Source organism: Neobacillus rhizosphaerae (assembly GCF_937468385.1).
Classification (GTDB): Bacteria; Bacillota; Bacilli; order Bacillales; family Cytobacillaceae; genus Neobacillus; species Neobacillus rhizosphaerae.
In genome coordinates this window covers 30747-48371 of the sequence record NZ_CALBWS010000012.1, presented here as the reverse complement: position 1 = coordinate 48371, position 17625 = coordinate 30747, and the positions used below count along the sequence as shown (strand labels likewise).

Genomic DNA, 17625 nt, shown 5'->3' with positions numbered 1-17625 from the left:
GGAATTTTATGGAGGTTTATTTATGAAAAAAGACTATTCTTTTTTCGTTGGAGATGTTGCTCTTGATGAATATTATCGGGCACCATACTGGCCGAAAATAAGAGAAAAGGTTCTAGTCGAAACATTAGAGCCGCAAATGGGTGGAAGTATAGCAAATGCCGCTTGTGTGTATTCTGGATTTCGCGAAAACGTTCACTTTCTCTCTCTCCTCAATAGTGGAAATATTACAAAGATGCTTTGTGAAAATTTAAGAGATAATGGTATCGACACTCAATATATATTGTATGATGATCGTCTGCCTGATTCAAAATGTATGATTATTCTAACGGAAGATGAACATACATTATTTATACCAACTTTGGGTATTAAGCATTTTGAAATTACTCCAGAAATTCTCGAAGCTATGTGCAAGGCTAAGTATGTATATACAACGATTGTAGAAATAAAACCATTGCGCTGCGGTAATATGAATGCGATTGATATTATTAAAAAGATTAGAGAATCTGGAACCAAAATAGTCTATGATCTTGATGTCGGCCTAATTGAAGAGGGAGACGAAATATTCTTCAAAGAAATGGATATCGCTTTTTTCAATAAGGTTGGATTTGATGTGTACAGAAACGGTTTATCCTTTGATGAAGCAGCATCCCAATTATTGAGCAATGGTACGGAAATTGTAGTTGTAACTTTAGCAGAGGAAGGCTGTCTTGTTTACACAAAAGATCAGCATCTTCATGTGCAAGGAATCCCTGTTGATGTTGTGGATGTTACCGGTGCAGGTGATACCTTTTGTAGTTCCTTTTTACATGCACTTAATAAATGTCATGATTTACGTTTGGCAGCTAATTTTGCAAATGCTGCTGCAGCACGAGCCGTAACAATCATGGGAGCACGTGGGGGAGTTGCCACAGTTCAAGAAATACTTGATTTCATGAAGGTAAAAGGTTTATATACTGATGATTTCAATATTTTTTTATAAAATATTCAGAATAGATAATAGTACTAGGAACCATTCAAATCATTGGATGGTTCCTGGCATTTATCAGACCAAGCAATTAAGCTGATTCTTATTGTAGGGATACACCGACCCGATATTGATAATATGGCGGATTGAGCGTTGTCTTTCTCGGCCTAGCTGTGTTCTATTTCTGGAAGAAGCGAAACAAAACAATTCAATCAAAGCAGATTAAGCCTGTGAGGATCTAGCATTAATGATTAAATAACGGAAAGGATGATAAGCAGATGCAATATTCAACGTATAAAGCAGAATTTTTTGATGAAAAACAATATGTAACGATGGATGAATTCTGTGTAGAGTATGGGCTCGATGGAATGGAAGTTTTTATGGATGATATGTTTCCCAGAGATCAGGATTTGTATGATCATAAAGAAGAGATCCTTCTTAAACTTCGTACTTTAAACGTAAGAAGAATTCATTGCTCTTACTGGGCTTATCCAACTAGTTTTCTTACAAAAAATCATTTTAATGAACTGGTAGAACGGTTTGGAGGTCAAGAGGAGGTCGCCCGCTATTATGGTGACCTGACGGGTGTTCATATGTTTAAAAGATGGGCACAGGAATATCAGATTGCTACTGAGCTGAAAGCACACTCTTATATTTATCATCTGATAGATTACGCGCCGATTGACGGAAAATGGGAGTATACGATCTCGAAAGCGGACATTCGGCAGGCGATGATCTACATGATTCAGCAGTTTTTAAATTATTTAATGGATCGGAAGTTACTGACAGAAGACTCACCGTCGATTGAAGTAGAAAACGCGGGTTGGGGATTGGAGCATGGTTTGCAGACCGCGGAAGATTACAAATTGATGTACAGCCAGCTCTATGATCCGTTTCAAAAAGTCAAAATTGGATGGGATATTAATCATCTGCTTCATGCTCTAGGCTTTGACGAGAAGAAAAAATGTGCTCGATTCTTCCTACCGGACAGCGAAATTAGCGCACGAATGGTTGAAATGCAACAGATGTATGGTAATAAGCCAAATATGCTTGCAGAGAAGTGGTTGGAATACAATATTCTTGATTTGGAACTAGTTAAGCGCGTAGGTTGTCTACACCTATCGGATTGTGTGTTGAAAACGACAGAGTTTTTCCGGAATGGTAAGCTGACAGGTCATTATTATGAAGAGATTGTGGCCCTTGATAGTTGGGATATGCAGGAGAATTATGGTGTTGATATTGTATTATCCGCTTACGACTCTCATTTGCCACTGGGTGATGGCACTTTAGACCCCGCAAATATAAAAGCAATGATTCTCAAAATTTATGCAACAAATCCCGATTTAGCCATTCTGCATGAATTAAAGAACAACAAAGACCAGAATGCGGCAATAAGAAAGCAGCTTGATCGTCTTGATTTAAATTAAAAGTCAAAGCGGCGAAAATCCTACATGATCTAGGAAAATTTGGGAATATTTCTGCTCTCGCTATTTACGAAATTATTAAAGATAAAACCGTATTTATGACTAATAAACATGGAATATTTTTGAATCCGCTTTTTTTACTAACAGGCTCATATTTTTTAATTATGCTTTCTCCCGGTATTAAGGTGGAACTACGTGACGTTCCATGCTGAGAACAAAATGGGTTAGGGGCCATTTTAAAGGATTTTCCGATTTATTAGCAGAATTAAAACTAGTGGAATTATTTTTGGAAAATAGGAGTGAGAGATGTGACCTTAGATATTGAAACATTATATGTAATTGATCAAAAGGATGGCTTAGGTTTGGAGTTCAGCAAGTTAGTTTCGATGATGAATTATACGAGAGTTACGACAATAAATGCTGTTAAGGATTTAACGGTTGCTGAGTTGGATTTTCTTTATGATGAGGAAGCCAACTCTATTGGGATGCTACTTGCTCATATGGCAACCGTGGAAAAGGCGTATCAGATTATAACCTTTGAAAATCGGGACTTCACCAATGATGAACTCAACCGTTTAAATCCGGGGCTGGAATTAGGAAGCTTAGGAAGAGAGCATTTTAAAGGGAAAACAATAGATTATTATCTCCAGGAATTAGCCGATGTTAGAAACACTACAATCGAAAGATTTAAAGCCCTGCCAGATGAATGGTTATTTGAACAAACTCCTTTTTGGTGGGATCGTCCTGCAAACAATTACTTCAAATGGTTTCATGTATTCGAGGATGAACTAAGCCACAGAGGTCAAATTCGCATTATCAAGAAAATGATCACTAAGTTGAAAAAATAACAGGTAAAAAGATTCAGAGACAGAACGGTGAGGAATACATAAAAGTAGTCGATGAAAAAGCTTACTATTATGGAAACCGTGATCATTCTCGTAGACTATGATAATCAGCTTTGTTTTTTTATTTGTAAGCCAACATACTTTCCTATTAAGGAGGAATTATAATACCAATGATTGACGTATACGCTGTTAACCGGGAGCCTTGCGCTTTTCTTATTCCCTGCTAAATTTACTTTTAATCAGCACTTGTCCATTCACTTTTATTCTGAGTGCATATGTTATTACTACCACCGACTGCTCAGCATATATTATTACCTCCGAAGAGGCGTTTGCATGTATTGCAGACGCTTCTTTTCATTTTTAAAATTTTTTTAAGCAAATCGCTGATTGTGTCTTAACAATATACGATTGTCCAAACCATCCTTGTCTTAAAAAATATATATGTAGTGAGGGGTTTTTCCTTCGAATAATCTAATTGGTGGTGATAAATATGGGCTTTGGATATGGATACGGCGGCGGATATGGATACGGCGGTGGATATGGCGGAGGTTCAACATTTGTTTTAATTGTTGTATTGTTCATTCTGCTTATCATTGTCGGAACTTCTTTCATGCGCTACTAAATTGCACGGAACACAGGTAGGTTGGGCTCCAGTTTCTGCTAATATTTGCATTTGAATAAGCAAGTACTGGAGGTGCTATTCATGGGTGATGGAATGGGAAGCGCTTTTGCGTTAGTCGTCGTTTTGTTTATTCTGCTTATCATTGTCGGAGCTTCTTTTATGGGCTACTAAATTGTACGTAAGGGCAGGTTGAGTTAACCTGTCCTTTTGTCATATAAACCTCTGGAATAAACGGAGGATGAATTAAATACCATTTTTGGAATACGGTCGAAGAGACCTGTTTTTTCGAGACCAAAAGGGAACAGTGGGGTGGATATATAACCAAAAAAGTAGAGAAAAAAAGCCGTTACTATTTTGTCATAACGGACATAAAATAAAGCTATGATAAACAGGAATTAATGGAAATCAACTGATTAGAGGTGATTTTTGAGTGGACGATACCACGATAACGGAGAGGCCGATCATTGCAATTACTGGAAGTGCAGGGAAAACGACAACAAAAGAAATGATCGCTTCTATATTGCAAAATCGTTGGAAAACATTTAAATCCTTTGAAAACGGGAATGACGTTTGGTTTACATCTCAGTATGCAAAACAACTAGATCCATCTTATAAGGCAGTTGTTTTAGAATATGGTATGAGATACTCGGGTGATATTACTAAACATTGTAATCTAATCCAACCCAACATAGGGATTATAACTAATGTAGGAAGTGCTCATATTGGGAATTTTAATGACCAGGGAATAGAAGGGGTGGCTTCCGCAAAGTCAGAATTGATTTTAAACATTAAGCCGCAAGGGATTTTACTATTAAATGAGGATGATATCAATTCAAAATTATTAAATATTAAAGGGTATAAGGGTGAAATAATAACAGTTGGTTTCACAAAGGAGGCCAATTACTATGCCAGCCAAATTGCTTACACCAAAACTGGTATGATCTTTCAAGTTCCTATTAATGGAATAGATTATACTTATAAAATCCCGGTTTTTGGGAAGCACAATGTTTATAATGCTTTATTTGCTATTGCTCTTGCGGATCGGTTAGGATTTACATTTAATGAGATTCTGGTTGGGCTAGAAACCTATGGCATAAAATATCCTGACTATTATAAGTTGAATGTTCAATGCTTTAAAGATGAAATTACATTAATTTCTTACACTTATGATGCAAAGCCAAGTGCAGTGAAAGCAGCAATTGATGTTTTAGATAATATTGGAGAGGGGAAAAATATTGCATTCTTAGGGCATATGGTTGAATTAGGAAACTATTCGGTCGAAGAACATAAAAAGGTAGGCAGATATGTAGCTGCCCAGAAAAATATTAATTACCTTTACACTTTTGGAAAAGATGGAAAGTACATTGGACAAGGAGCTGTAGAATCAGGTTTTCTAAATGATAATGTTGTAAATATTTCCTCTATTGATCAATTTGTTAATACGATAAAGGAATCCTTGAAGCCGAAAACTACACTTTTGTTGATGGGTTTTCTTTGTGATAAAGAATCAAACGAAATAGAATTATATGAAACGGTAAAATTTATATGTAGTATATTATCAAAGTGATGATTAAATTTGGGTAAATCGACGTTAACCGTAAGTCGGATTTTCTTTTTTGAATGCTTTGATTTAGCTCTCCCTCTCCGCTTAAACAGAGCTTCGACTCCTTTCTCTTCGAATTTCCGTTGCCATGACCATATCGTACTTAGTTTGGAAATATCAAAATGTTGAGCTACTTCGGTTAATGAAGCTCTGTTAGTATTCATCCATTATTCTAAAACAACCTTTTCCCTAAATTCACTGGAGAATTTGACCATACTAAAAACCCCCTAAGTTGAGATTCTAGTCCAACCCTAGGGGGTTCACATCACTTCTGGTTTTCTTCAGAAGGTGTTTTTTAGTCTGCAATTGGAATAAGAAAAAACCTTTTGGACATACTCACGAGTTTCTTCAATTGGGGGGATACCACCATACTTTTTTACTTTATCAGGCCCGGCATTATATGCAGCAACTACAAATTCCCAATCCTTAAACTCATCAAAAAGCTCTTTTACATACCTGGCCGCCCCATCAATCGACTGTATGGGGTCACAAGGATTGACAGATAACCAATTGGCAGTTTGCGGCAATAATTGCATTAATCCAATGGCTCCTTTTTTTGATACTATATAGGGGTCACCACTACTCTCAGCCAACATAATACCAAATAATATTGGAAAAGGAATTTCGTATTTTAGCGAAGAATTTTTTATGGGTGTTATCCAATTTAAGATCCGATCATTATTTATTAAATCTGGAGGTAGGATGATGTCATCTATTTCGGGGAATTCTTTAATTCTTAGTACCTGATCGATAAAAATGGTATCAGAAGAAAGTTTGTTAAGTTCTTTCAATTGACTGATGGTAACTCCAAATTTATTTGATAAACCCCATAAAGTATCGCCTTCTTTTACAATGTATTGTGTGAATTTTCTATTATCGTTTTTACTCACTTTTATACTCCTCCCGGGTAAAATTAAGAATTTCCCTTTAAAAATTTAACATCTCATTTATGCTTACAATTTTAAAATTTTTTTCCAAAGCTTTTTCAATCATATATGGAAGTGCTTTAAGTGATGATTCAGTTGGGTGCATCAAAATGATTGAGCCATTTTCGATGTTAGGAACAATATTATTAATGATCTCATTGGGATTTCCAATCTTCCAATCGAATGTATCCAGTGACCATAAAATCGTTACCATATTCACTCGTGCAGCTTCTTCAATGACTCTTGTATCAAAACTTCCATATGGAGGGGTGAAGTATTTAGGTTTCACCTCTAATACTTCGTTTATTATTTCATTGGTTTTAGTAATCTCCAAACGAATTTCTTCTGCCGATAGGTTTCTCATATCCTCGTGAGAATAGGAGTGATTTCCAATCTCATGATTCGAATCTTTAATCATAAGGGCCAATTCAGGATGCTGTTCAACCCACCTTCCTTCGAGAAAAAAAGTAAGGCTAATATTCTTTTTCTTAAGTAAATCTAACAAATTTATTAGATGCTCATTTCCCCAAGCTACATTTACTATAAAAGAAATCATTGGAATGGTTTCATTGCCATAATAAATAGGCATCAAGAATTTATTCTTCATGTTGTTCCCCCCTGCTGTTGATGATTATTTAATATATGTAAGAACAAAAAAAAGGTATACATAGATATCATTATTAATATAAATGTGACTCTAATAATTTTCTGATAAAACCCATTTGTGTTGCATTAAAGGCAAACTCCCTATACATCTTTCTAATGTGTACATACTATATTTTCGAGGATCTTTTAATATCAAAATAAAATGGGTACTAGAAGTTGGTGAAAAAATAATGAACGTACAGAAAATTGATATTTATGTTGATGGCTATCAGGTTCAGAGCAATTACTATGAAAATAATGGATATATTATGATTCCAGCCATATTTTTTAAGCATACTAATGTTTTAGTAGACTGTAATGGGGAACAACAGTCAATAACACTTAAAAAAAATAACATAACAATAACATTCTATAAAGATCAATTTGTGGTTTTATTAGAAGAAGAAAATCAAACAAAATACGACACTTTAGTGGTTATGCCTTTTGAGTATGATGAAAAAATCTTTGTCCCGTTTCAATATGTCAGTCAAAAACTAGGAATGTCTATTTTAGAATGTTCAAATTCCCATACAATAAATTTACTAACCAATCTTTCTTTTAAAAATGATGAAACTGTTTTTTATAAAGGACAGACAAATAAAAAAAGGGTAGCTTTAACCTTTGATGACGGACCAGATAATATTAATACTCCTAAGATATTAGACATCCTCTACGAAAAAAAAGTTCAAGCGACTTTTTTTGTAATTGGTCAACAAGTTCGTTACTATCCCGAAGTATTTAAAAGAATTATTAATGAAGGACATGAGGTAGGCAACCATAGCTGGAGCCATCCAAATTTTATAGAACTAACAACTGCTGAGATTAAAAATGAAATTGAATCCACCGAAGCGGTAATCAGGTCACACATGGGAAGATCAACATCAATACTTCGTCCCCCATATGGTTTTTTTACTAAATCGGACATTCAAATAATCAATGAATTAGGTTATAAGGTAATTTTGTGGTCAGTAGATACACTGGATTGGTCTGGATTAACAAATGAAGAGATTATTTCAATCGTAGATAGAGATTTAACAGAAGGGGCAATTATTTTACAGCACTGCTTTCATTCAACAACAGGCAGGCTTGATGGAACAGTTAAGGCTTTACCTAAGATTATTGATAAGTTAATAAATGAAGGATATGAAATTGTAACGGTCCCGATGTTACTGGAATAATGCTTTAATTAAAAATTTTTGCCAATCAAGAGTAGTAAGGAGTGATTTGATGCGCATTTTATTCTTGGAAAGTCACCCAATGTGGATTCATGGATTACCAAACGGATTTATCGATGCTGGGCATCAAGTAAGAATTTCAGGTCCATTAGATGATCTGAATATTCCTAAACTGATTTCAGAATTTCAACCAGATTTAATTATTACAATGGGCTGGGGTCCTGAAAATTCAACGATAGACAAACAAAATAAAATTTATGAAGGTACCATAAATGAAAATGTTCCACATGTATATTGGGCAACAGAAGACCCGACATCCACTGAAATTTTTACAATGCCTTATATTCGTCGAACCCATCCGGACTTTGTGTTTACCATTTGCCGGGATCGGGTAAAGTACTACAGAAATTTGGGAATCCCTTCGGAGCATTTAGATTTTGGATATCATCCAAAAGTTCATTTTCCTTTAGAGATTGATTCCCAATTCTATTCTCCAGTAGCTATTGTTGCGAATGGCTATCCAAAAAAGCTTTCTTATTTTCCAGGTCACTTCCGTCATCAATCAATGAAAAACTTAATTAAACCAATAATTGAGAATAATGTTCGTATAAATTTTTATGGCAACAATTGGGAGCATATGGGTCCGCATTTGGGTGTAGAAATTCCTAAGGATTGGATTCGTGGATATATTGATTATACGAGTGCAAATAAAGTGTATAGTTCTTCTGATATAATTATAGGTTTGCAAAACCTGCCGACACAATTAACGCAGCGAACATATGAAGTACTGGGATCTGGAGGATTTTTACTAACAAACAGCACATCCGAAGTCAATCGGGTCTTTACGGCAGGACAAGATTTAATTACATCATCATCCCCTGAAGAAACTCTTGAATTGGTTAACCATTTCCTTCTTCAACCGAAGGACAGGAAAAAAATTCAAAAGCAGGGCCTTGAAGCAGTACTGATTCACTCTTATAAAGCTAGAGCCCAATATATGTTAGATGTTTTAGAGAAAAATGGGGTCTTTAAAAAAGGGAAAAGTGTTTACAGTTTAAAAATGGAAAAAAGAACTACTTATCAAAAGGGTGAATTTGAATTTTATAAAGTTCAAAATGGGGATACGCTGTATCGAATATCTAAGGAATTTGGCGTGGCCATTGATCAGTTAAAACAGTTAAATGGATTAACTTCAAATATTATTGATACTGGCCTCCCTTTGAAAATTAGATTACTAGAAAAGAAAATGAAGGATGATATAGATAATAAATACGATTACTATACCATTTGTCATGGAGAAACGTTGGGGAAGATCTCAAAGGAGTTTGGCATTTCAGTAGAAAAACTTAAAAATGATAATCATTTAGCAACAGATTTTATTTACGCCGGTCAACTCTTAAAGATTGATAGGGAGTATATCAACTCAATATCGTTACCTTCTGTTCTCATTTCTAAAGGTTTAAAAGATGACAAAATGATTTCCTTAACATTTGATGCTGGTGCTAGTGCAGAACATACGGAAATGATTTTAGATGTTTTAAAAAGTAATAATGTACAAACAACAATGTTTTTAACGGGGGAATGGGTAGAGAAATATCCTCTTCTTGCGAAAAGAATCGTTTCTGACGGCCATGAAATTGCAAATCATACGTATAGTCATCCGGACCTGACGAAATTGACCAAAAATGAAATCATATTAGAATTAGAGCGAACGTTTGCATGTTTTGAAAAGGTTCTTGGCGATAAGGGAAGCCCTTTTCTTCGTCCACCATATGGAAATTGGAATAAGAACGTTCTGGAAGCAGCAGGTCAGATAGATATTCCTTTTACAATATATTGGAGCATAGATACGATTGATTGGCAAGAACCGGATGTAGATACCATTTACAAGCGTATTTTCTCAAAGCTTACAGGCAATGACATTGTATTAGCCCATCTAAATGGGAAACCTACTGCAGTTGCTATAAATCTAGTCATACCAGAACTCAAAAAACAAGGATATCAAATAGTAAAATTAAGTGAAATGCTAAAAAACTGAGTGTTTAATTAATGAGGGATAATTATGCGTGTATTGTTTTTAGAAAGTGATCCAATGTGGATTTATGGTCTTCCAAACGGATTTTGCGATGCTGGACATTTCGTCATGGTTTCGGGTCCTCTGACTGAAGATAGTATTGTTGATATACTATCAAGTTTTCAACCAGATTTAATCATTACGATGGGTCACACATCTGAACATACAAAAGAAAAACAAAAAATGATCAGAAAGTATGTCACGTGTACAAATATTCCTAACGTCTATTGGGCAACAGAAGATCCAGGGTATACGCTGAACTTCTCACTTCCTTTAATTCAAACAATAGAACCTGACTTTGTTTTCACCATTTGTCCCTCCAGAGTTGATTTTTATCGGGAACAAAACATTCCTTCGGCACACTTAGATTTTGGATATCACTCAAGTGTCCATTCTCCTTCCGAAGTTCATGAAAAATATAAGGTCTCTATTGCAAATGTAGCGAATGGTTATCCAATGCTTTATGAAAAAAGGCCGGATCACTATCGTTTTAAAGCACTTCGTTCACTCCTCAGTCCATTTCTGGAAGAAAATATAAGAATTGATTTTTGGGGCCGATACTGGGACCAAATGGAGCATATCCTTGGTAAGAAGATTCCCGATGAATGGATTCATGGGTTTATCCCTTATATGGAAGCAAATAAAGTGTACAGCTCAGCGGATATTGTTTTAGGTGTACAAAATCACGATACCCAATTAACTCAGCGTACCTATGAAGTGCTAGGATCAGGAGGTTTTTTTCTTACAAATGATACATCTACAATTAGGAGATTATTTTCGCCAGGTCAAGATCTTATCGTTAGTAATTCTTCTGAAGAAACGATTGAACTTGTAAGATACTATTTAAGTCATCCTGAAGAACGCATGAAAGTAAAAAAAGCGGGTATGGAATCCGTAAAAAAATACTCATACGAGCAACGGGCGAACTATATAATTGAAACCCTCATCGGTGCTGGTATTCTTTCGAGAAGTGCGAAAAACACCGGAGCAGGAAAATTAATTCATTATGTTGATACATTAAAGGAAAATTATGAGGTTTATGTAATTCAGTCAAATGATACTTTATGGAGTATATCAAGAAAATTTGGGGTAAGTATCGACGAAATTAAAAAGTTAAATAGACTTAATTCGGACATTATTGAAGTTAATCATTTTTTAAAAATAAAAAAGAAATAACTAAAAATGTAAATTCTTTTAGATAAAAAAAGAGGTGAAATAATGCGTATTCTCTTTTTAGAGAGCGGGGAAATATGGAGTAATAATTTAGCTAGAGGATTTACTGCCAATGGGCATGATGCTTTAATATCAGGTCCGATTAATAAAGAGAATCTATCCAACATGATTGAAACCTTTAAACCTGATTTTGCCATTACAATAGGCTGGGGAGAGGAGCACACAAAGTTTAAGCAGAATTTAATTCGGCAAAAGATGGCAGCACATAAGATTCCGTTAGTTTATTGGGCGGTAGAAGACCCTGCTTATACAGAGGTTTGGTCTATTCCATTAATAAATACTATTAAACCCGACTTTGTTTTTACTATATGCCCAGATAAGGTAGATACCTATATACAATTAGGTATCCCTTCGGATTATTTAGATTTCGGATATGAAGAGACCATCCACCATCCAATTGATAGCAATTCCAAATTTGAGTCACAAATTGCCATTGTTGCAAATGCATATCCCAATATTTTAGAAAACTATCCGGAACATTTCCGCCATAGATCTTTAGATATCTTAATTCGCCCACTTCTTAAGGAGAATATTCGTATTGATTTTTGGGGTAGAAATTGGAGTGAAATGGGTGAATATTTTGGCGTTAAAATACCGAAAGAATGGATCCACGGTTTTCTTAATTATGCAGATGCCAATAAAGTGTATTGCTCCTCAAAGATTATATTAGGTTTACAAAACTATCCTAACTTATTGACTCAACGAACCTATGAAATTTTAGGATCGGGCGGCTTTCTCTTAACAGTAGATACTCCTGGCGTTAGGAATATGTTTATACCAGGAAAAGATTTAGTGGTCTCTTTAACCCCGGAAGAAACCATACAGAAAGTTAATTACTACCTTAATCAATCCGAAGAAAGATCCCAAATCCAAATTCAAGGCCGTAAATCTATTGAAATACACTCATATAAGTTTAGAGCAAACCAAATAATCAACACATTAATTGAAAATAATATTCTAAAAACTCGTTTAAATGAAACTAAAGGAAAAGGAAAAATCTTTTATTTTAGTCCAAATGATCATTACGAAACCTATAAAGTTCAAAAAGGAGATACTTTATATGAAATTTCTAGAAAATTTGATGTATCTATTGAGAAATTAAAAACTTTAAATGTGTTAACCTCTGATTTGATAAATGAAAATCAAATACTAAGAATAAGAAACATACATGATTTTACACTCACAACCCGGGATGAAAATTAACTTCACCCGGGTTTTTCCTTTTGTCCATTTACCTATACTGAATTTATTTAGGAGACTTATAGGAAATCTCTATTTATTTAATCAATCCACTCTTTTAAGGATTCAATCAGCAATGCTTTAGGTTGAAAACCAGTTATCCTCTTCACAAGTTGACCATCTTGAAAAAGCAATAATGTAGGTATTCCGAGTACCTGAAAATTACTTATAAAATCTTCATTATCATCGGCATTCACTTTTACAATATTTAATCCAAATTCTTGATGAATTTCTTCCAAAACGGCACCTATCATCCTACAAGGCGGACACCATGGTGCCCAACAATCTATAAGCACTAAATTACTTGTTTGGATTTCATTAAGAATTTCTTGCCCCTGTGCGTGTAAAATACTCATCAAACTTCCTCACCTTTCTTCTGTTTGTCGTTGATTGTAGTATATGATGAGTTATGATATAAGTAAAATTAATACTTTTAATAATTTATATAAGTAAAAACTAATGCAAATGAAAGAGGTTTCCAATGACCCTATTTCAATTAGAAGTTTTCTTGAAGGTAGTTGAAACGGAAAGTTTTACAAAAGCTGGAGAGCAAATCGGTCTCTCACAATCTGCAGTTAGTCAAGCTGTAGCAGCTTTGGAATCAGAGTTAAATATCAAATTAATAAACCGACACAGGAAGGGTGTTAGCTTAACAAAAATTGGAGAACGCATAACGGGTCTGATTAGAGATTTACTAATAATTAAAACAAAGATAATAAATGAAGCAGCTGGAATCACGGGACTTGAAACTGGGACGATAAGAATCGGAAGTATATCAAGCATATCAGCTAAATTATTGCCAGGAATAATCAGTTCGTTTAAGAAACGATTTCCTGGTGTAGAAGTCATTCTCTATGAAGGAAATTATGAAGAGGTAAATAACTGGATTAAATTGTCAGTTATTGATGTTGGCGTGGTCACTGAGGAAAGGCATGAATTTGAATTTATCCCCTTGCTACAGGATAAAATGATCGTTTTTGTACCGGAAAAACACCCATTGAGTAATCAATCATTCATCCATTTAAAGGAAATCGCTAATGAACCTTTCATTATGCCAAAAGAATGTCATCGTGTGCTTCATTCAATCTTTAAGGAACATGGAATATCTCCTAACATTCAATTTGAAGTCAGTGACATAGCCACCATCATAGCTATGGTTCAAGAAGGGGTTGGAAATACGATACTTCCGGAGATGGCAATTCCCACAACATTGCCCAAAGTCACTGCTTCATATTTAAGTCCTCAAGTGTACCAAAATTTAGGGCTTGAGATACGTTCAACGGATTACATTAGTCCCGTCCTAACTGCTTTTATTCATGTGACACAAGAATTTACAAAAGATTTATCATTAAAATTATTTAACAGCTATCATTCTGTTATTGCGAAAAAAAGGTAAAGAAAGTGGACGGTTTCCTGCACTTTTTTAGTTAGGCTGAAACTGGAGGAAAAAGGAGGAAGCAAAAGAACTGTCCCTTTCCTTTGTTTCATTTAAAGTGTATTCAATCAATTGTTTGTTTCATTTGGCCATCTATTTTCATTCTACAAAGATGCCCATTTTCTGAGGTAGTGTAATAAATCCCAGCTTCAACAAAACCGCACTTACTTTTGATACGGTTTAACTTTTTGATTATCTTATACGTCTGTTTTAGAGTATCTTGAAGAAGCGCGATTAACTGTTGCAATCAGACTGGATTTTGCCTTTTTACCCATGACCTGTCCGAATAGGACCAGTATTCAGACAGGTTTTCACTTTTTGGCCTTCGACCTGTCCGAATAGGACCGGTATTCAGACAGGTTTTCGTTTTTTGGCCCATGACCTGTCCGAATAGGACCGGGATTCAGACAGGTCTTCGTTTTTGGGCCCTCAACCTGTCCGAATACGAATCTCTAATTCACTGAAAACATTATTTAGGTGCGAAGTTTAAGTTTTTAAGATTAGAAAAAATGTTTTTTAGCTACCCTTCTACTATTGATAAAAAGAGGCCAGATTCATGGTGAATCTGGCATCTCTTCCATACTAAACAGGTTCGTCATCCGTCCCTTTACTTTATCCCATCCGCCTGTATGCCCCCGGGGCTAAGCCGTACTTCTTATGAAATACCCTATGAAAATATGTATAGCTACCGAAGCCGCAGTCTTCAGCAATCTGCTCAAGCGTCATTGTGGTGTACTTCATTCGTTCGATTGCAGCGGTCAAACGGATTTCTAACGCGTATTCAATTATCGTTTTCCCGACGCTACTTTTGAACAAATGAACGGCACGGGAGATACTAAGACCAGCATGCTGCGCCACCTCCTCAACTTTCAATGCTGTAGTCGCGTGCTCTTCAATGTAGCGCATCATCCGTGTCACGGTATAAGGTCGATTGAAAGAGGGAGCAGTTTCATTAACTGACCGCTCTAGAGATAAACAAAGTGCTCGTAGTAAATAGTCGGAAAGCTCTTTGTTTTCCTCGGATGATGGACGTCGTTCTTCGATAATGAGGTAGCGCCATAATGCTAATAGCTTTTCGTCAAGATCAATCCGGGAGATCGTTGGCTTGTCAGAACGTTTCCACCATTCGTCCACCCAAGGGCCTTCGCAAGCTAGATGGTAGTCCCCGCTCACAACCATTGTATCCTTGGAATTATCCCGCTTCCATTCAATTAACAGTTCATAATGATCCCCTGGTTGAATGAGCAAAAGGTCACCTTTCCCGATAGAAACCTTTCTTCCCTTAACAATAACTTCGCAAGTTCCCTCTGTTTGTAGGCGGAAAAGGTACGCAGGAAACCCATTTCGATCGTGGGAATAGAAGGGTTGTGTATGGTAGGAATATCCGCAATAGCCAATGTTTGTCGTCATATGCTCTCCTTAGAAAAATACAAAATAGCAAAATAGTAGATATATTAATTATATCATCTATGTTTATTTACTGATATGTAATATAAGATTGTGTCAAATAAGTAATGTTAAAAATAATAGAAGATATGAGGGTTAAAGATGAAGAAAATTCCAGTAGCTGTACAAATGTACACATTGCGTGAAGAAAGCGAAAAAGATTTTGCCGGTACGTTAAAAAAGGTGGCAGAGCTTGGATATGCTGGTGTTGAATTTGCCGGTTATGGAGGTTTGACTCCAATAGAGTTAAAAACGTTATTGGATGGCCTTGGACTAAAAGCAGTTTCCAGCCATGTGCCTCTTGAAGAAATAGAAAGTAATTTAGCACAAGTCATTGAAGATCAAAAAATATTAGGCAGCAAATATGTTGTCTGCCCCTATTTAATGCCAGATTGTCGAAGTGAAAAGGATTATTATGCGCTTATTTCCGTCTTAGACCAAGCAGGTGAGCAGTGCCACCTTGATGGTCTTACCCTTCTATACCACAATCATGATTTTGAACTGGCTCTTCTTTCGGATGGCAGAATGGCCCTTGAAACCATTTTTGACGATACAAATTCAGATTATGTAAAGACAGAGCTCGATGTGTACTGGCTGACAAAAGTAGGTGAGAATCCAGGAGAGTGGATGAATCGTTATAAATATAGAACACCGCTTGTCCATTTGAAGGATATGACGCGTGACGCGGAACAGTTTTTTGCCGAGCTTGGTACAGGTGGTGTTGATATTGAAGCGGTACTAGATGCAGGAGAAGGAGCTGGGGTTCAATGGTGGGTGGTTGAGCAGGATTTCAGCCGACGTACTCCGTTTGAAAGTATTGAGATTAGCATGAACTACTTGAAATCGAAACTGCCGTATCTAGCGAATAAATAAAAGGGGTAATGACCTTGGGATTAAAAGTGGGGCTTATTGGCTGTGGAAAGATTAGCAGCATTTATATTGAAAATAGTCATCGTTTTCCGGAATTTGATATTATCGCTTGTGCGGATTTGGATCATTCAAAAGCAGAGGAGACTGCCTCAAAATACGGAATTAAGCACGTATTCACTGTAGAGGAAATGATGGTTTCACCACATATTGATCTCATTCTGAATTTAACGATTCCTCAGGCACACGCAGCATTAGATTTGAAGGCCATCGAGCATAAAAAGCATGTGTATTCAGAAAAACCACTCGCTATTTCGTTTGAAGATGGAAAGCTGCTTGTGGATTCAGCACGTCTAAACAATGTCCAGGTCGGTTCCGCACCAGATACCTTTTTAGGTGGAAGTATTCAGCTTGCTGGTCAAGTAATTGAAGAGGGGATTATTGGCAGGACGATCGGTGCGACGGCATTTATGATGTCATGTGGTCCAGAGTCCTGGCACCCGAATCCCGAGTTTTTTTATCATGTTGGCGGCGGCCCAATGTTTGACATGGGTCCATATTATCTTACCGCACTAGTCAGCTTAATGGGCCCAGTCAGTCGGCTCACTGGCTCAACGCGAATAACATTCCCAGAGCGCATCATAACGAGCCCTGAGAAATACGGGGAAAAAATAATCGTTCAAGTACCGACACATGTTTCTGGTATTCTGGAATTCACAAACGGTACAACGGCAACCATTACAACAAGTTTTGATGTAGCAGCAACCCGTACTCCATTCATTGAAATATACGGAGAAAAAGGAACCATTGGTTTGCCTGATCCGAATCAATTTAACCATCCAATTTTACTAAAATTGCACGGTGAAAAAGAGTGGAAAGAAATGAAGCCAGACGGAGACACCCACGATAATTTGCGTGGAATCGGACTTGCAGATATGTCACATGCGATTGAAACAGGTATTACTCCACGTGCCAATAGTGCGCTTGGCTTACATGTGCTCGAGATCATGCATGGTATTCACCGATCATCGGAGCTAGGGAGTCATTACATAATGGAAACTACATGTGTGCGGCCAGCATTAGTGAGTAAAAAAATGGAGACTTTTAAGTAAACAAATAGGGGGAAA

The 17625-nt window shown here is 36.3% G+C and carries 17 protein-coding genes and 1 pseudogene; 13 read left to right on the top strand and 5 right to left on the bottom strand.

All coding sequences use genetic code 11. The features are described 5' to 3' along the window. Positions 1-22 precede the first annotated feature (22 nt). The 6 genes from M5A78_RS10900 (at position 23) to M5A78_RS10875 (ending at position 5422) form a co-directional block, all read left to right on the top strand. Complete coding sequence (locus tag M5A78_RS10900; protein ID WP_248735303.1) at positions 23-979, top strand: carbohydrate kinase family protein; 957 nt, start codon at positions 23-25, stop codon at positions 977-979. 263 nt (positions 980-1242) lie between these two features. Then, positions 1243-2391: a hypothetical protein gene (locus M5A78_RS10895; RefSeq protein ID WP_248735302.1), complete on the top strand. Its 1149-nt coding sequence runs from the start codon at positions 1243-1245 to the stop codon at positions 2389-2391. Between the two features lie 383 nt (positions 2392-2774). Continuing rightward, complete coding sequence (locus M5A78_RS10890) at positions 2775-3236, top strand: DinB family protein (protein WP_248735365.1); 462 nt, start codon at positions 2775-2777, stop codon at positions 3234-3236. A 487-nt stretch (positions 3237-3723) separates the two neighbouring features. After that, positions 3724-3855, top strand: a complete 132-nt coding sequence (locus tag M5A78_RS10885; RefSeq protein WP_248735301.1) for a YjcZ family sporulation protein — start codon at positions 3724-3726, stop codon at positions 3853-3855. Positions 3856-3936: 81 nt separating this feature from the next. Next, positions 3937-4026 carry a YjcZ family sporulation protein gene (locus M5A78_RS10880; RefSeq protein WP_248735300.1) on the top strand — a complete coding sequence of 30 codons (90 nt, stop codon included), beginning with the start codon at positions 3937-3939 and terminating at the stop codon, positions 4024-4026. A 259-nt stretch (positions 4027-4285) separates the two neighbouring features. After that, the gene (locus M5A78_RS10875; protein WP_248735299.1) at positions 4286-5422 is read left to right on the top strand and encodes a UDP-N-acetylmuramoyl-tripeptide--D-alanyl-D-alanine ligase; all 1137 of its coding nucleotides are present in this window, start codon (positions 4286-4288) and stop codon (positions 5420-5422) included. A 74-nt stretch (positions 5423-5496) separates the two neighbouring features. Here the strand turns inward: M5A78_RS10875 and M5A78_RS24925 are convergent. From M5A78_RS24925 to M5A78_RS10865, 3 genes and pseudogenes are all read right to left on the bottom strand, one after another. Continuing rightward, positions 5497-5622: pseudogene (locus tag M5A78_RS24925) on the bottom strand (helix-turn-helix domain-containing protein); the annotation flags it as partial. Positions 5623-5739: 117 nt separating this feature from the next. Continuing rightward, entirely contained in the window at positions 5740-6348 is a 609-nt protein-coding gene (locus M5A78_RS10870) for a lytic transglycosylase (protein WP_248735298.1), read from the bottom strand. 37 nt (positions 6349-6385) lie between these two features. Next, positions 6386-6991 (bottom strand): polysaccharide deacetylase family protein, encoded by a 606-nt coding sequence (locus M5A78_RS10865; protein ID WP_248735297.1) that lies wholly within the window; start codon positions 6989-6991, stop codon positions 6386-6388. A 229-nt stretch (positions 6992-7220) separates the two neighbouring features. Here M5A78_RS10865 and M5A78_RS10860 point away from each other — a divergent pair, with 229 nt between their 5' ends. Genes M5A78_RS10860 through M5A78_RS10845 form a run of 4 tightly spaced genes read left to right on the top strand, consistent with a single transcriptional unit; the run spans position 7221 to position 12714 of the window. Next, on the top strand, positions 7221-8207 hold the full coding sequence (locus M5A78_RS10860) for a polysaccharide deacetylase family protein (protein WP_248735296.1): 987 nt from the start codon (positions 7221-7223) through the stop codon (positions 8205-8207). A gap of 49 nt (positions 8208-8256) precedes the next feature. Further along, on the top strand, positions 8257-10242 hold the full coding sequence (locus M5A78_RS10855; RefSeq protein ID WP_248735295.1) for a polysaccharide deacetylase family protein: 1986 nt from the start codon (positions 8257-8259) through the stop codon (positions 10240-10242). A 24-nt stretch (positions 10243-10266) separates the two neighbouring features. Continuing rightward, the gene (locus tag M5A78_RS10850) at positions 10267-11454 is read left to right on the top strand and encodes a glycosyltransferase family protein (RefSeq protein WP_248735294.1); all 1188 of its coding nucleotides are present in this window, start codon (positions 10267-10269) and stop codon (positions 11452-11454) included. 42 nt (positions 11455-11496) lie between these two features. Next, positions 11497-12714 (top strand): glycosyltransferase family protein, encoded by a 1218-nt coding sequence (locus tag M5A78_RS10845; RefSeq protein WP_248735293.1) that lies wholly within the window; start codon positions 11497-11499, stop codon positions 12712-12714. A gap of 77 nt (positions 12715-12791) precedes the next feature. Here M5A78_RS10845 and M5A78_RS10840 read toward each other — a convergent pair whose 3' ends face one another. Next, positions 12792-13106 carry a thioredoxin family protein gene (locus M5A78_RS10840; protein ID WP_248735292.1) on the bottom strand — a complete coding sequence of 105 codons (315 nt, stop codon included), beginning with the start codon at positions 13104-13106 and terminating at the stop codon, positions 12792-12794. A gap of 125 nt (positions 13107-13231) precedes the next feature. Between M5A78_RS10840 and M5A78_RS10835 the strand changes: the two genes are divergently transcribed. Next, entirely contained in the window at positions 13232-14146 is a 915-nt protein-coding gene (locus M5A78_RS10835; RefSeq protein WP_248735291.1) for a LysR family transcriptional regulator, read from the top strand. Between the two features lie 651 nt (positions 14147-14797). Here the strand turns inward: M5A78_RS10835 and M5A78_RS10830 are convergent. Beyond that, a complete protein-coding gene (locus tag M5A78_RS10830; RefSeq protein WP_248735290.1) occupies positions 14798-15595 on the bottom strand; it encodes an AraC family transcriptional regulator in 798 nt (265 codons plus the stop codon). A gap of 138 nt (positions 15596-15733) precedes the next feature. On the opposite strand from M5A78_RS10830, the gene M5A78_RS10825 reads away from it, so the two are divergent. Next, entirely contained in the window at positions 15734-16504 is a 771-nt protein-coding gene (locus M5A78_RS10825) for a sugar phosphate isomerase/epimerase family protein (RefSeq protein WP_248735289.1), read from the top strand. Positions 16505-16512: 8 nt separating this feature from the next. Continuing rightward, positions 16513-17610 carry a Gfo/Idh/MocA family protein gene (locus M5A78_RS10820; RefSeq protein ID WP_248735288.1) on the top strand — a complete coding sequence of 366 codons (1098 nt, stop codon included), beginning with the start codon at positions 16513-16515 and terminating at the stop codon, positions 17608-17610. Positions 17611-17625 lie beyond the last annotated feature (15 nt).